Source organism: Micromonospora rhizosphaerae (genome assembly GCF_900091465.1).
Classification (GTDB): domain Bacteria; phylum Actinomycetota; class Actinomycetes; order Mycobacteriales; family Micromonosporaceae; genus Micromonospora; species Micromonospora rhizosphaerae.
Genome location: NZ_FMHV01000002.1, coordinates 2986855 through 3001321, shown reverse-complemented (window position 1 = coordinate 3001321; position 14467 = coordinate 2986855). Strand labels below are relative to the sequence as shown.

Below are 14467 nucleotides of genomic sequence, written 5' to 3'. Positions count from 1 at the left end.
GTGGGCCTGGCCGGACGACCGGGCCGGTAACCGTGATCACAAAACCGGCGGAGTTATGTCCACTGCCTGCCGCTTAGGGCCGTAACACGACTTAAGTACATCGTCCGTTCGGCTAGATTTCTGCAAGCCGATCAGGCTAGGGTGAGTCCCGAACGGACAACTCGAGCCTAAACCGAAGCGTCACGTCTTTATCCGCGGACGAGGTGCAGGGAGGACCACCCATGACCGCGTCAACGATCAGCGAGCAGACGGCCACACCGCCGTCCACCACCGAGAAGCTCGACCCGCGCGCGCTCACCGACAGCGCCGCCGATCTGCTCAACGCGATGGCCGCGCTGCCCGCCAACCACCCGTCGCGCGCCGCGCTGCGCGACAAGGCGATCGAGGCCTGGCTGCCGCTCGCCAACCACCTCGCCCACCGCTACAGCGGTCGCGGCGAGCCCACCGACGATCTCGCGCAGACCGCGGCCGTCGGCCTGATCAAGGCGATCGACAAGTTCGACCCGTCGCGCGGCGTCGACTTCGCCGGTTACGCCATCCCGACCATCATCGGCGAGCTGAAGCGGCACTTCCGTGACCGCACCTGGGACATCCGGGTGCCGCGCCGCCTCCAGGAGCTGCGGCTGGCCATCTCCGACGCCAACAGCTCGCTGCTGCAGACCCTCGGCCGTTCGCCGACCGTCGCCGACATCGCCGCCCACCTCAAGCTGACCGAGGAAGAGGTCCTGGAGGGCCTGGAGGGCGCGCGCGCGTACAACGCGGTCTCGCTGTCCACCCCGACCGGCGACGGCGACCGGGCGACCGAGCTGGGCGACATGCTCGGCGGCGAGGACAGCGAGTTCGAGCTGGCCGAGCTGCGGGTCGCCCTGGGCCCGGCGCTCGCCACGCTGGACGAGCGCGAGCAGAAGATCCTCACGCTGCGCTTCTACGGCAACCTGACCCAGTCGCAGATCGCCGAGCAGATCGGCGTCTCGCAGATGCACGTGTCCCGGCTGCTGGCCCGGGCGCTGACAAGGCTGCGGGGGCAGCTCGACGGAACGTACTGAGGGGGTGGTGGCGATGGCCGGGTCGGCGGGCCCGGCCATCGCCACGTCTGCGGGGCCCGGTCGGCGGTTCGCCGGCCGGGCCCTTTCGTGTCCACGCTCGGCTCATGCACCAGCAGGTCGAGCGAGCCGACCGTCGGGCGGGGGGATCGGCGGCGATCCCCGGCCTCAGTGGACAGCCGGGGGTCGCCGACAACGCTCAGCCGAGCGCGTCGCGCCACATCGGATAGAACGGGGTGTCGTCGGGCAGGCGGAACGGCTCGGCGACCCGGTAGCCGTGCCGGGCGTACAGGTCGCGGCTGCGCTCGCTGCTCGCCTCCAGGTACGCGGGCACACCCCCGGCGTCCAGCAGGGCGTGGTGGTGTCGCAGCAGCACGCTGCCCAGCCCCTGCCCCTGCCGCTCCGGCGCGACCGCGAGGAACGCCAGGTGGTGGTGATCGGCGTGCGGGTGGTGGGTCTCGAACAGTTCGTCGAGGTGCTGGAACCGCGGGGTCCACTCGCCGCAGGCGGCCGCGAGCCGGGCGTCGTAGTCGGCCGGCGGCGGAGCCGGCTCGCCGATCTGCGGAAACCAGACCGCGATCGCCGCCCGGTCTGCCGTGCCGTGCACCATCCCGTGCCGCATCGCGTGGTCGACCAGGATCTCGAAGTTGTCGGCGAGCACCGCCTCCCGCTTCGCCTCGTCCGGCACCAGCCAACGGGTCACGTCGAGGACCCGGAAGGCGCCGGCGATCCGCTCGGCAACCGCCCGGGTCTCCGCCGGACCCAGCCGCTCGACCGGCAGGTCAGTCACCGCGACGCCTCCGCCCCGGCCGGCACCACCTCGTCTGAGGCGTGCGGCAGGCCGGCAACGGCGCTCTCCGCGCCCAGCCCGATCCGGGCATACACGTCCGGCCGGGTGCCGCGCAGCACCAGCCCCCAGAGCAGCCCGAGCAGCGCCGCGACCGGGTAGACCGCCGGGATCGCCCAGCGCAGCGGCGAGTCCGGGGCGACTCCGAGAAGAATGGCGAAGTTGTCCACCGCGACCACGATGACGGCGGCCAGCGCGATCGCGGCGAGGGTGGGGGCGATCATTCGCCGCCACAGCGTCTCCTGGATCCGGGTGCGGGCAAAGAAGGCGATCACCGCCACCGAGGTGGCGGCGATCAGCAGCAGCACGCCGAACCCGCCGCCGGTGCCGCCCCAGAAGAACAACTGCACCAGCGGGTCCCAGCCGGCGACCGCGTAGAGGACGATCACGACCAGGCCGAGCGCGCTCTGCGCCAGTGAGGCGACCCGCGGCGCCCCGGTGAGCGGCGAGGTCTGCCCGAACAGCGCCGGCAACACCCGCTCACGGCCGAGCGCGAAGGCGTACCGGGCGGTGGTGTTGTGGAACGAGATCATCGCCGCCAGCAGCGAGGTGAGAAAGAGCGCCTGGCCGATGGTCACCGCTGTGTCGCCGAGGTGCGCGCCGGCGAGGTTGAAGATGAGGGCCGTGCTCTGCTCACGGGACGCCTCGACGATCCGGTTCGGCCCGGTCGCAACGGTCATCGTCCAAGCCGAGAAGGCGTACAGACCGGCGATGATCGCCACCGACAGGTAGGTGGCCATCGGGACGGTCCGCTTCGGGTCCTTGCTCTCCTCGCTGAACACCACCGCGGACTCGAACCCGGTGAAACCGGTCGTGGCCAGCACCAGGATCGCGCCGGCCCCCGGCACCAGCAGGTTGTCCGGCGACAGGGTGGCGAAGCTGACCGAGCCGCCGGCCGGGTGGCTGACCTGCGCCAGGTCGAAGACCAGGATCACCGTGATCTCGGCCACCAGCAACACGGCCAGCACCAGGCCGTTCACGTCCACCCGGAGCACGCCCAGCACCGCTACCAGCGCCCAGGCGACCAGGGCCACCACCCACCAGGCGGGCGAGCCGCCGAAGAGCTGCTCCAGCACGGGCTCGGCGGCGGCGCCGATCGCGCCGTAGAGCCCGACCTGCAGCGCGTTGTACGCGATCAGCGCCACCCACGCCGCGCCGACCCCGGCGGGTCGGCCGAGCCCCCGGGCGATGTACGCGTAGAACGCGCCAGCGTTGGTCAGCCGGCGGGCCATCGCCACGTATCCGACCGAGAAGACGGCGAGCACCACCGCGACCACCAGGAACGCCAGCGGGATGCCGGTGACCCCGGTGACGGCGTACCCGGTGGTGACCACGCCGGCCACCACGGTCAGCGGGGCGGCGGCCGAGAGAACGAAGAAGATGACCGACGGTACGCCGAGCCGGCCGCGGGCAAGGGCCTCGGAGACGTTGCTGGGACGTTCGGCTGTGACTGTAGGGGTCATGGGGCTGCTCCGGTTCGAGGGGAAGGTTGGGGGCGGTGACACGGAGGTCAGGGGAGGCCGCGCAGCACCACGGCGCCGACGGCGGCCTCGGTGTGCCCGACCAGTTCCTTCAGCGGCGCGGGCAGCGCCGGGATGAGCGCGTTCAGCCGCTGGTGGACCGGCGGTCCGGCGCTCCAGAGCACCTCGCGCGTCAGCCCGGTGGCGGCAATCAGGCCGAGCAGCAGGGCGTCCGGCACGGAGACGGGATCCGGGCGCTCCAGCAGGGTCCGCAGCCGGGTCGCCGGCCAGGCTGGCGTGTTCAGGTCGATCGGTTCGTAGCTGAGGCTGGACCGCAGCAGCCGCCGGCTTTCCTGGCGGCGCAGCACCCCGGCGCGGACCAGCCGCTCGCCGACCGAGGTCACCCCCGTCTGGGCCAGGAAACTGAGCCAGGTGCGGACCGCTTGGTGCTGGGGCTCGCCGACCAACTGGTCGAGCACGGTGTGCGCGAGCGCGTCGGCCGGCGGTCGCCGGTCGAGCACCGTTACCATTCCAGACGCGACGGTGATCCGTCCGAAGAGGATCAGCTCGCCGATGAGGCCGGCGGCGAGCCCGAGCCCGGTCGCCGCCGGGTGCAGCCTGGCCCTGCCCCGACTGTCGTTGTGGACGATGAGGAAGAACTCGTCAGCGATGAGCAAACGAGCCTCCCGACCGTCCACAAGTGATCGTATATCGGAAAGAGAATGCACCTCGCGTCCCTGCGATGCAACTCCCGAATTCAAAGGTTGCACTCCGTGCCTGCGCGACCTGCGGATCTTGGCGTGACAGACTCGGAGGGTGACCGCCAGCCCGACCGTCCGCCGCCGCCGCATCGCCCGAGAACTCCGTCAGCTGCGCGAATGCGCAGGGATGACCCTCGATGTCGCTGCCCGCCAACTCGACATGTCCAAGAGCAACCTCTCCCGGATCGAGAACGCGCAGATCGGCATCAAACCGCGGGACGTCCGGGCCGCACTCGCCCTCTACGAGGTGACCGGCGTCGACGCCGAGGCGCTGATTGAGATCGCCCGGGGGGCGCAGCAGCGCGGCTGGTGGCAGAAGTACAGCGACGTCCTGCCGGAGTGGTTCGAGTTCTACGTCGGGCTGGAGGCAGAGGCGGCGACCCTGCGCACGTACGAGGCCGAGGCGGTGCCGGGGCTGCTGCAGACCGAGGCCTACGCCCGGGAGATCTATCGGATCACCGCGGGCGAGGACGGCATCGAGCGCAAGGTCGCCGCCCGGCTGCGGCGGCAGGACGTGCTGCACCGGGAGTCGCCGGTGCAGCTGTCGGTGGTACTCAACGAGGCGGTGCTGCTGCGCCCGGTCGGCGGGACGGCGGTGATGGCGGATCAGCTCACCCACATGACGCGGCTCGCCCAACTACCCAACGTAGCCATCCAGGTGCTTCCACTCGGTGCCGGTGGCCATCCGGCGATGAGCACCCCGTATGTCATCCTCGGCTTCGCCGAGGCGGCCGACGCCTCCGTGGTTTACCTGGACAACCTCACCATGGGGCTGGCTCTGGAGGATGTTGCACAGGTGCAACGGTATAGCCTGCTGCATGAGGAGCTGTGCCGAATGGCACTGGATCCAGCGGCGTCGTTGGCCCGCCTGGCGGAAGCTTCTCGTAACTTTGCGTGACCGCCCGGCGGCACGCCAACGGAAGACGAGAGGTGCGGGGATGACTGCGCTCGACCTGTCCGGTGCGGACTGGCGCACCAGCACGCGCAGCAGTGGCAACGGCAACTGCGTGGAGGTCGCCGCCGTGGGCGGTCGGATCGCCGTGCGGGACAGCAAAGACCGCCGCGGTCCCGCCCTGATCTTCGCGCCGGCGGCCTGGGCGGCCTTCGTCACCGGCGTGGACGGGGTGCGCCCGGCCTGAGCGCCGCGTGCGAGATTGGGATCGTGCTCTCCGACGTACCCCTCGACCTGCCGGTCCGGCCGGTGCTGCCGGCGGTGGTCGAGGCGCTGCGGGCGACCGGCAGCGGGGTGCTCGTGGCGCCTCCCGGCACCGGCAAGACCACCCTGGCGCCCCTCGCGGTGGCCGACGCGGTCTCGGGGCGGCGGGTGGTGATCGCCCAGCCCCGCCGGGTGGCCGCCCGGGCCGCCGCCCACCGAATGGCCGCCCTGCTCGGTGAGCGGGTCGGCGGCCGGATCGGGTACGCCGTCCGTGGCGAGCGCCGGGTCGGGCCGGACACCCGCATCGAGGTGGTCACCACCGGGCTGCTGGTCCGGCGGCTGCACCACGACCCCGAGCTGCCCGGGGTCGGCGCGGTGCTGCTCGACGAGATCCACGAGCGGCAGCTCGACGCCGACCTCGCGCTGGCCTTCGCGGTGGAGGCCCGGGCGACCCTCCGCCCCGACCTGTGGCTGCTGGCGATGTCGGCCACCCCGCAGGCGGACCGGTTCGCCGCGCTCCTCGGCGGCGCCGGGCGACCCGTACCGATCGTCGAGGCGCAGGCCGCCCTGCACCCGGTGGAACGGATCTGGGCGCCGCCGCCCCGGCCGGTGGCCGCGCCGGGCGCGGGCCGGGTCGACCCGGCGCTGCTCGACCACGTGGCGGCGACCGTCCGGCGGGCGCTGCACGAGCGCGGCGGGGACGTCCTGGTGTTCCTGCCCGGGGCTGGCGAGATCGCCTCGGTCGCCGGTCGCCTGGCCGACCTGCGCGACGAGGTGGCGTTGCTGCCGCTGCACGGCCGGCTCCCGGGGACGGCACAAGATGCGGCGCTGCGCCCGACAGGCCACCGGCGGGTGGTGCTCGCCACGGCGGTGGCGGAGAGCAGCCTGACCGTGCCCGGAGTGCGGGTGGTGGTGGACGCCGGGCTGAGCCGGGTGCCCCGGACCGACCTGGCCCGTGGCCTCGGCGCGTTGGTGACCGTCCCGGTGTCCCGGGCGGCGGCCACCCAGCGGGCGGGCCGGGCCGGGCGGGAGGCCCCGGGTGCGGTCTACCGGTGCTGGTCCGAGGCCACCCACGCCCGGCTCGCCCCGCAGCCGGAGCCGGAGATCGCCACCGCCGACCTGACCGGGTTCGCGCTGGAGCTGGCGGCCTGGGGCGACCCGGACGGCACCGGGCTGGCGCTGCCCGATCCCCCGCCGCCGGCCGCCATGACGGTCGCCCGGGAGACCCTCACGACCCTCGGCGCGGTCGACGCGGACGGGCGGATCACCGCGCGGGGGCGGGCGATCGCCGCAGCCGGGGCGCATCCCCGACTGGCCCGGGCGTTGTTGGACGGGGCGGGCCGGGTGGGCGCCAGCCGGGCCGCGGAGGTCGTCGCGCTGCTGGCCGAGGAGACCGTCGCCGGGCCGGGCGACGACCTGACCGCGCTCTGGCGCCGGCTGCGCGCCGGCACCGACCCCGCGGCCACCGCCCGCTGGCGGGCCGAGGTACGCCGACTCCGCGCCGCCCTTCCCGCCGATGTCCGGCCGACCGAGGGCGCGCCGCCCGGGCGGCTGCGCCGGGAGGGTGCCACCGACGGCGCGTACGCCGGGGCCGGAGGCCGACTCCCCGACGATCTGGCGGCCGGGCTGCTGGTGGGTCTGGCGTACCCGGAGCGGCTGGCCCGGGCGCGGCGGGCCGGCGGGTCGTCGTACCTGATGACGGGTGGGACCGCGGCGGAGCTGGCGCCCGGGTCCGGGCTGGCCGGGTCCGCGTGGCTGGCGATCGCGGTGGCCGACCGCTCCCCCGGCGCGCCGACCGCCCGGGTGCGGCTCGCCACCCCGGTGGACGAGGCGACCGCCCGGGAGGCCGGCGGGTCGCTGCTGCGCGAGGAGCGGGAGGTGGCCTGGTCCGGCGGCGACGTGGTGGCCCGGGAGGTGGTCCGGCTGGGCGCGATCGAGCTGGCCGACCGGCCGCTGGCCGCGCCGGAGCCGGAACTGCTCGCCGAGGCGGTGCTCACCGGGCTGCGCCAGGATGGATTGGGCCTGCTCACCTGGACCCCGGCCGCCACCGCGTTGCGGGAGCGGTTGGCGTTCTGCCGGCAGGCGCTCGGTGACGGCTGGCCAGAGGTGACCGATCCGGCGCTGCTGGCGGACGTGCCGCGCTGGCTCGGGCCGGAGCTGGCCCGGGCCCGCCGGCGGGCGGACCTGGCCCGGATCGACGTCGCCGCCGCGCTGCGCCGGCTGCTGGACTGGCGGCAGGCGGCCCGGCTGGACGAGCTGGCGCCGGAGCGGCTCGCCGTGCCAAGCGGTTCCCGGATCCGGGTGGACTACGCCGACCCGGCCGCGCCGGTGCTGGCGGTGAAGCTCCAGGAGACCTTCGGCTGGCAGGACGCACCACGGATCGCCGGCGGCCGGGTGCCGGTGCTGCTGCACCTGCTCTCCCCCGCCGGCCGCCCGGTGGCGGTCACCGCGGACCTGGCGTCCTTCTGGCGAGTGGGCTACCCGCAGGTCCGGGCGGAGCTGCGGGGGCGCTATCCGAGGCACCCGTGGCCGGAGGACCCGACCACCGCCGCGCCCACCCGGCACGCCACGCCGCGGCGTCGCTGAGCCGACTACTCTTCGACTATGTCGGCGATCACCACGGTGATGTTGTCCGGGCCCCCGGCCCGCAGGGCCAGGTCGATCAGCTTGCCGGCGCAGGCCTCCCGGTCGGGATAGCCGGCCAGCACCTCGGCGAGGGTGTCCGAGCGGACGACGTTGGAGAGGCCGTCGCTGCACAGCAGCCAACGGTCGCCGGCCTGGGGCACCATCGTGGCGTACGTCGGGGAGATCTCGTCGCCCTGCAACGCCTGGGTCACCACGGCCCGTCGCGGGTGGCTGGTGGCCTGCTCGGGCGTGATCACACCCTGGTCGACGAGCATCTGCACGAAGGTGTCGTCCCGGGTGACCTGCTTCATCACTCCCTCCCGGAACAGGTACGCCCGGGAGTCGCCGACGTGCGCCAGAGCCAGGCAGCTGCCGGTGCGGGCAAAGAGCAGGGCGGTCAGGGTGGTGCCCATGCCCTGGCGTTCCGGGTCCTCGGCGACGGCCTGGCGGATCCGGGCGGTGGCCAGCTCGATCCCGCTCTGCAGGGCGGCGACCAGCGCGTCCTCGGGGGTCTCGACGTCCAGCGGCCCGAATGCGTCGATGGCGATCCGGCTGGCGAGGTCGCCGGCCGCCATGCCGCCCATGCCGTCGGCGACGGCGACTAGCCAGCAGCCGGCGTGGAGAGCGTCCTGATTCCCGCTGCGGATCAGCCCACGGTCGCTCGCCCCCACGGAACGAAGCTTCAGGGTCATGGGAGGCAGCCTGCCAGGCGAAGGGCGCAGTTGTCTCTAGGAGATCAGGACGAGGCTTCGTGGCGCGGCGAATCTCACTGCCGCCCCGCGGTCGATCGCTGTGGCCGCAACCTCGGGGAACCTGCTGCCTCCGCGCGGCCCGAGGCAGCAGCTTCCCGGACGTTGCCGGCCTATCGGAGGCCGCTCGACCCTCGGGGATCTTCCTCCGGGTCACGGCCGCGGGGGAGGGCCCAGGAGAGGAATCGGTCCGGCAGGTCGGCGGGGCGGGCGTGGCCGTTGAGCTGGGCGAGCTGCTCCCCCGCCTCGTGCATCAGCGTCCCCAGGTAGACCAGCAGCGCGGGCCGGTCGTCCCGGTACTCGACCAGCAGCGCCAGCCGCGCCGGCTGACACGGCCACTCCGCGCCGCACGCCCGGCACCGCCACAGCGGCCGCATGGGCACGTGCGGTCGCGCCGACCGGCTCACCCGGGCGTCCCACGACGGCCGAGCGGTGACAGGAAACGCACGAGGGGCCTCCTTCGGGTATTGCTGGGCGGACCGCCCCGGCGCCGTGGACGGGGCGGCCCGCGGTCCCGCCGACGGTTCGGGCCACGCCGGCGGTTCCGCTGACAGGAGCGTGCCGCGCGTCGCGGGACGGGCACACCGCGTAGCGGTAGGGTCGGCGGACGTCCGGGACGTCCTGCGTGGAGGCGGATGTGAACGACGCGCTGCGGGTCGCCATGGCCGAGGCGGGCGAGACGGCCGAGTCCCTGGCCGAGCGGGTCGGTGTCGACCCGAAGACGGCCGCCCGCTGGGTGACGCCGGGACGCGTCCCGCATCCCCGACACCGGGCGGCGGTGTCCAGGGCGCTCCACCGGGAGGTCGGGGACCTGTGGCCGGAGGTCGTCCGCCGACGCGAGCCGACCTGGTTCCGCCCCTGGGCCGAGGTGGAACAAGAGGCGACCTCGCTCCGCTCGTTCGAGACCTCGGTGCTGCCCGGCCTGCTGCAGACCGAGGCGTACGCGCACGCGGTGCTGAGCAGCGGACCCCTGGCCGACGACGAGGTGGAGGGCTACGTGGCCGCCCGGATCGCCCGGCAGGCGGCGGTCTTCGACCGACCCCGCCCGCCGCTGACCGTCTTCGTCGTCGACGAGGCCGCGCTGCGCCGCGGCGAGCCCGAGATCATGCAGCCGCAGCTCGACCACCTGATCGCCATGGCGCACCGCCCCCGCGTCCTGCTGCACGTGCTGCCGCTGCGCGCCGGCTTCCATCCCGGCCAGGCCGGCCCATTCGTGATCGCGAGCGTGGACGGCGGCGACGACGTGGCCTACCTGGACGACCAGGCAGCCGGGCGGATGACGGAAGACGTTGCTGCCCTGTGGCAGGTCTGGGACACTCTCAGGTCGGTGGCGCTCCCGCGTGACCAGTCGATCCAGCTCCTGAAGGCACGACCATGGCTGACCTGACCGGCGCCCGCTGGCGCACCAGCACTCGCAGCAGCTCCAACGGCGGCAACTGCGTCGAGGTCGCCGACAACCTGCCCGGCGTGGTGCTGGTCCGCGACTCCAAGGACCGCGCCGGCGGCACGCTGACCTTCCCGCCGAGCGCCTGGCGTACCTTCATCGGTCAGCTCGCGACGGCTCGCCGGCCCTGACTGGGCGCGGCAGCGCCGGACGCCGCAGTTCGAACAGGACGCTCGGCCGGCCGGGGGTTACGGTCGTCCGGTCCGTGCCGCCGCATCGGGAGGAGACCCGTGGCGTACCTGTTCCTGCTGGCCGCGATCACCGCCGAGGTGATCGGCACGAGCCTGCTCAAGGCGACGGACGGCTTCACCCGACTCTGGCCGACGCTCGGTCTGGCGGTGGCTTACCTGGCGGCGTTCGGGCTGCTCTCCCTGGCGGTCAAGGAGATCCCCGTAGGCGTGGCCTACGCCGTATGGTCCGGGCTCGGCACCGCCGCGATCATGGCCATCGGCGCGGCCTTCCTGGGCGAGCCGCTGAGCCTCGCCAAGGTCGTCGGCGCTGGCCTGGTGATCGCCGGCGTCGTCGTGCTCAACCTCGGCGGCGCCCACTGAGCCCGGCCCGGCCGACGGACGGCGGGACAGCCGTAATCCGGTGGAAGCGACCGCCCACGTACGCGATGGTGGCGGCCATGGACGGGGATGAGCTCTCCGACGCGGAGCGGCGGGTGTGGGCGGCGATGCCGGCGGGGGCACGGGCGGCGCTGGCCGGCCTTCCCGCCGCGGACCTGCGCACGCTGCTGCTGACCGTGGCCCGGGATCGCGTCGCGAGGGTGCGCCCGGCGGACGTCGTGCGCCGCTGGCGGGAGGATCGCTTCGTTCGCCCGGCGGCGGTCGACCCGCGCGCGCTGGCGGCGGTGGAGGCGCGCATGTGGCGGCTGCTGCCGGCCGACGTCGACGGGGTGGAGCTCTCCCCGGTCGCCCCCGTCGGCACCTGCTCGGCCGTCGCTCCGGTCGCCCAGAACCGGATCGTCACCACCATGCGCGCGGCCGAGGTGCTGAGCGATCCCACCAACGCCCTCGCGGTGGAGGCGGCCACCCGTCGCCGGAATCAGCCACCGACCGGGGAGGTGCACCTGGCCGCGGCGCACCGCGTGTTGCGGGCCCAGGACTTCGGGTCCGGGTTCTCCGCGCACTTCCGGCTGTTCGCCCTGGTGTCCAGCGCCCGGGACGTCGGCTCAGGGATCACCGAGGCCCGGCTGCTCGTCCGGCACCTCGCCTACTGGCAGACGGTCCTCGCCGACCTGGCACCCTCGGCCGCGCCCCGGCTGCACGTCACGGTCTTCGACCACCCGGTCATCCGGGAACGGTTGACCGACACGGTCCGACCGGCGCTCGCCGCCGACGAGGTGCCGCTGCTGGACGAGCCGGACCGGGAGCGCGGTCGCGGCTACTACGCCGGTTGTGCGCTGCGGATCACCGCCCTCGACGGCACCCTCGAACTCGGCGACGGCGGCCTCACCGACTGGACCGCCCGGCTGACCGGCGACGCCAAGGAACGCTGCCTCATCTCCTGCCTCGCCACCGAACGCCTCATCGCCTGCGGCGGGTCCGCCGGCGGGAGCTGAGTCGCGTTCAACGGCACCCGACGTTCCTCAGGTGGCTGCACTGTGGAGTCTGCGGGCCAGCTCCCGGCTCACCGCTCGGCCCGTCGTCGGAAGCGCAGGCATGGCGTAACGCGGAGTACGACAGTGACCCGAGCGAGCAGCCGGATCAAACCGAAGCTCCCATACCGCTCAGGAAAACAGGTCACCCGAGGAGGGCGCGGCGCATGGCGACCCGTTCGGCGAGGTCCAGGCCCATCGCGGCCTCGGCAGTCGGCGGCCCACCCGGCCACATGGTCGAGCAGTCGCCGGCCGATGATCGTCCCACCGCCGGCGTGTAGCAGCATGGCGACCATGACCGACCAGCAGACGCTCACCATCCGGCCCGGCGGCCCGGCCGACGCGGCCACCATCCTGCGCCTGCTCGACAGCGCCACCGCGTGGCTGGTCGCGCGCGGGCGGACCGGCCAGTGGGGCACCGAGCCGGCGTCCACCGACCCACGCCGGATCGCCCAGGCCGATACCTGGGCGAGCAGCGGTGGCCTGCACCTGGCCATGCTCGGCGACGCCCCGATCGGCGCGCTGGTGGTCGGCGCGGCCACCGACTACGTCCCGCCGGCCACCGAGCCGGAGCTGTACGTGAACCTGCTGGTCACCGACCGGGCGTACGCCGGGCTGGCGATCGGGGCGAGGCTGCTGGCGCACGCTGCCGACCTGGCCCGGGCGCGCGGCCTGGGGCTGCTCCGGGTGGACTGCTACGGCGGCGACGACCGGGCGCTGGTCCGCTTCTACGAGGGCTGCGGCTTCACCGCCACCGACCCGTTCACCGTCGAGCGGCCGGGCCGGGAGCCCTGGCCGGGTCAGGTCCTCGCCCGCCGGCTGGACTGAGGCGGTCGGGACGGCGCCGCCCAGCGTGCCTCCCGTCGCGCCGGGGCGGCGGCCGGTCAGCCGATCTCCTCGTCCACGAAGCACCAGCGCCACGCCTCCCCCGGCTGGATCGAGCGCATCACCGGGTGCCCGGTGGCCTCGAAGTGCTTCGTCGCGTGCTGGAGCGGCGAGGAGTCGCAGCAGCCGACGTGCCCGCAGGTCAGGCAGCACCGCAGGTGCACCCAGTCGGCGTTGCCGACGGCGACGCAGTCCGGGCACTCCTCGGTGGTCTGCGGTTCGGCCGTCCCCGCCTCGGTCAGGTGCTGACAGCTCATCCGTCCCTCTCCCCCTCGACCCGGCTCACTCGGCGATCTCCTGGCGCAGCAACGACTCCTCCAGGTCCAGGTCACGGTAGGCCCGCACCAGCACCTCCTCGGGGATCTTCCCCGAGTCCCGGGCGGCCCGGTACACCTCCCGCTCGGCGTCGATCATCTCCTGCCGCAGCCGACCGTACGCCTGGGACGGGGTTTCCCGCTCGATGCCTCCCAACCGCTCCCACGCCAGGTTGGTGCGGTCCTCCAGCGCCCGGCGCAGCCGGTCCACCACCGCCTGCGGCGCGGTGTCGGCCAGTTCATCGAGGCGGTTCCGCGCGGCCCGGCTGGCCTGCTGCTGGACCCCGGCGGCGGAGAGCGCGTCCCGCACCGGGTCGTCCGGCGGCAGCTTCAGCCGGCGGGCCACGGCCGGCAGGGTGGCGCCCTGGGCGACCAGGGTCACCACGATCACCGCGAACGCGAGCCAGATGAAGAGCGGCCGCGGGTAGGGCCGGCCCTCGGCCAGGGTGAGCGGCAGGGCGAGCGCGGCCGCGAGGGTGACAACGCCGCGCATCCCGGCCCAGCCGATGACGATCGGGGCCTGCACCGGTGGCGCCGGGTCCCGGTGCCGGACCCGGGGCACCAGCCGGGGCAGGTAGGTGGCGGGGAAGAGCCAGACGAAGCGGGTCAGGAAGACGGCCAGCAGCACGGCGACGGTGATCCCGGCGAGGAAGCCGAAGGGCTCGTTCAGGTCGCGCAGGACCTCCCGGAGCTGGAGGCCGACGAGCAGGAAGACCAGCCCCTCCAGCAGGAACTGGGTGAGCCGCCAGAACGCGGCGACCTGCAGCCGGGAGGCGGCCGACATCAGCAGCGGCTGCTTGTGGCCGATGCCGAGGCCGGTCACCACCACCGCGACCACTCCGGAGGCGTGGATCTCCTCGGCGACGAAGACGACCGCGAACGGGACGATCAGCGACAGCGCGTTGTCCAGCACCGGGTCGGTGATCCGCTTGTGCAGGAAGCCGAAGACCACCACGCCGAGCACCCCGACGAGGATGCCGCCGCCGGTGGAGACCAGGACCTCACGGGCCACGTCCCCGAAGCCGACGCCCCCGTTGGCCGCGGTCGCGGCGACGATCGCCACCCGCAGCAGCACCAGCGCGGTCGCGTCGTTGACCAGGCTCTCCCCCTCGAGGATGGTCACCACCCGGCGGGGCAGCCCGACCCGCCGGGCCACCGCGGTGGCGGCGATCGCGTCGGGCGGCGCGACCACCGCACCGAGGGCCAGGCAGATCGCGTACGGCACCTGGGGCAGGAACAGGTGCACGACGGTGCCCACCACGAACGCGGTGAAGAGCACCAGCCCCACCGCCAGCAGCAGGATCGGCCGCAGGTTGAGCCGGAACGCCGGCACCGAGGTCTTCAGGGCCGCCACGTAGAGCAGCGGCGGCAGGATGCCCGTCAGCACGAGATCGGGGTCGAGCCGGACCTGGGGGAAGCCCGGCACGAAGGAGAGTCCGAGGCCGAGCACGACCAGCAGGATCGGGGCGAGCAGGCCCAGCCGCCGGGCCAGCGCCACGCCGAACGTCGCGATCGCGAGGAAGAACACGACCTCGATCAAGGGCTCCATGGGTACGAGCCTAGGCGGCGCCGCGGCGCACCGA

At 73.9% G+C, this 14467-nt stretch carries 17 protein-coding genes; 9 read left to right on the top strand and 8 right to left on the bottom strand.

Translation table 11 applies throughout. From position 1 onward, the window contains the following. Positions 1 to 221 precede the first annotated feature (221 nt). Positions 222 to 1046 carry a SigB/SigF/SigG family RNA polymerase sigma factor gene (locus GA0070624_RS14405; RefSeq protein WP_091341307.1) on the top strand — a complete coding sequence of 275 codons (825 nt, stop codon included), beginning with the start codon at positions 222 to 224 and terminating at the stop codon, positions 1044 to 1046. Between the two features lie 196 nt (positions 1047 to 1242). Here GA0070624_RS14405 and GA0070624_RS14400 read toward each other — a convergent pair whose 3' ends face one another. The 3 genes from GA0070624_RS14400 to GA0070624_RS14390 are packed head-to-tail and all read right to left on the bottom strand — an operon-like array spanning position 1243 to position 4027. Further along, positions 1243 to 1833 (bottom strand): GNAT family N-acetyltransferase, encoded by a 591-nt coding sequence (locus tag GA0070624_RS14400; protein WP_091341306.1) that lies wholly within the window; start codon positions 1831 to 1833, stop codon positions 1243 to 1245. Then, positions 1830 to 3353, bottom strand: coding sequence for an APC family permease (locus GA0070624_RS14395; protein ID WP_091341304.1), 1524 nt, complete (start codon positions 3351 to 3353; stop codon positions 1830 to 1832). The genes GA0070624_RS14400 and GA0070624_RS14395 overlap by 4 nt, the downstream gene beginning before the upstream one ends. A 47-nt stretch (positions 3354 to 3400) precedes the next feature. Continuing rightward, on the bottom strand, positions 3401 to 4027 hold the full coding sequence (locus tag GA0070624_RS14390; RefSeq protein WP_245718788.1) for a GOLPH3/VPS74 family protein: 627 nt from the start codon (positions 4025 to 4027) through the stop codon (positions 3401 to 3403). Positions 4028 to 4166: 139 nt separating this feature from the next. Between GA0070624_RS14390 and GA0070624_RS14385 the strand changes: the two genes are divergently transcribed. Genes GA0070624_RS14385 through hrpB form a run of 3 tightly spaced genes read left to right on the top strand, consistent with a single transcriptional unit; the run spans position 4167 to position 7853 of the window. Next, positions 4167 to 5009, top strand: a complete 843-nt coding sequence (locus GA0070624_RS14385; protein ID WP_091341302.1) for a helix-turn-helix domain-containing protein — start codon at positions 4167 to 4169, stop codon at positions 5007 to 5009. 40 nt (positions 5010 to 5049) lie between these two features. Further along, entirely contained in the window at positions 5050 to 5250 is a 201-nt protein-coding gene (locus GA0070624_RS14380) for a DUF397 domain-containing protein (protein WP_091341301.1), read from the top strand. 23 nt (positions 5251 to 5273) lie between these two features. Beyond that, positions 5274 to 7853: an ATP-dependent helicase HrpB gene (gene hrpB / locus GA0070624_RS14375; protein WP_091341300.1), complete on the top strand. Its 2580-nt coding sequence runs from the start codon at positions 5274 to 5276 to the stop codon at positions 7851 to 7853. A gap of 5 nt (positions 7854 to 7858) precedes the next feature. Here hrpB and GA0070624_RS14370 read toward each other — a convergent pair whose 3' ends face one another. Next, complete coding sequence (locus tag GA0070624_RS14370) at positions 7859 to 8584, bottom strand: PP2C family protein-serine/threonine phosphatase (protein ID WP_091341299.1); 726 nt, start codon at positions 8582 to 8584, stop codon at positions 7859 to 7861. 170 nt (positions 8585 to 8754) lie between these two features. Further along, the gene (locus GA0070624_RS14365; protein ID WP_245718787.1) at positions 8755 to 9048 is read right to left on the bottom strand and encodes a flavin reductase; all 294 of its coding nucleotides are present in this window, start codon (positions 9046 to 9048) and stop codon (positions 8755 to 8757) included. A 254-nt stretch (positions 9049 to 9302) separates the two neighbouring features. Here GA0070624_RS14365 and GA0070624_RS14360 point away from each other — a divergent pair, with 254 nt between their 5' ends. From GA0070624_RS14360 to GA0070624_RS14345, 4 genes are all read left to right on the top strand, one after another. Beyond that, positions 9303 to 10028, top strand: a complete 726-nt coding sequence (locus tag GA0070624_RS14360; protein WP_425413549.1) for a DUF5753 domain-containing protein — start codon at positions 9303 to 9305, stop codon at positions 10026 to 10028. After that, entirely contained in the window at positions 10016 to 10216 is a 201-nt protein-coding gene (locus GA0070624_RS14355; protein ID WP_091341296.1) for a DUF397 domain-containing protein, read from the top strand. Before GA0070624_RS14360 ends, GA0070624_RS14355 begins: the two co-directional genes overlap by 13 nt. Positions 10217 to 10315: 99 nt before the next feature. After that, positions 10316 to 10636: a DMT family transporter gene (locus GA0070624_RS14350; protein ID WP_091341295.1), complete on the top strand. Its 321-nt coding sequence runs from the start codon at positions 10316 to 10318 to the stop codon at positions 10634 to 10636. 77 nt (positions 10637 to 10713) lie between these two features. Beyond that, positions 10714 to 11649: a hypothetical protein gene (locus GA0070624_RS14345; protein ID WP_091348836.1), complete on the top strand. Its 936-nt coding sequence runs from the start codon at positions 10714 to 10716 to the stop codon at positions 11647 to 11649. 181 nt (positions 11650 to 11830) lie between these two features. Here the strand turns inward: GA0070624_RS14345 and GA0070624_RS36395 are convergent, their stop codons facing one another. Then, on the bottom strand, positions 11831 to 11953 hold the full coding sequence (locus GA0070624_RS36395; RefSeq protein ID WP_281180975.1) for a hypothetical protein: 123 nt from the start codon (positions 11951 to 11953) through the stop codon (positions 11831 to 11833). A 26-nt stretch (positions 11954 to 11979) separates the two neighbouring features. On the opposite strand from GA0070624_RS36395, the gene GA0070624_RS14340 reads away from it, so the two are divergent. Next, on the top strand, positions 11980 to 12513 hold the full coding sequence (locus GA0070624_RS14340) for a GNAT family N-acetyltransferase (protein WP_091348832.1): 534 nt from the start codon (positions 11980 to 11982) through the stop codon (positions 12511 to 12513). Between the two features lie 56 nt (positions 12514 to 12569). Here the strand turns inward: GA0070624_RS14340 and GA0070624_RS14335 are convergent, their stop codons facing one another. After that, positions 12570 to 12827 (bottom strand): UBP-type zinc finger domain-containing protein, encoded by a 258-nt coding sequence (locus GA0070624_RS14335; protein WP_091341294.1) that lies wholly within the window; start codon positions 12825 to 12827, stop codon positions 12570 to 12572. Between the two features lie 25 nt (positions 12828 to 12852). Then, positions 12853 to 14433, bottom strand: coding sequence for a Na+/H+ antiporter (locus GA0070624_RS14330; RefSeq protein WP_091341293.1), 1581 nt, complete (start codon positions 14431 to 14433; stop codon positions 12853 to 12855). Positions 14434 to 14467: the final 34 nt, after the last annotated feature.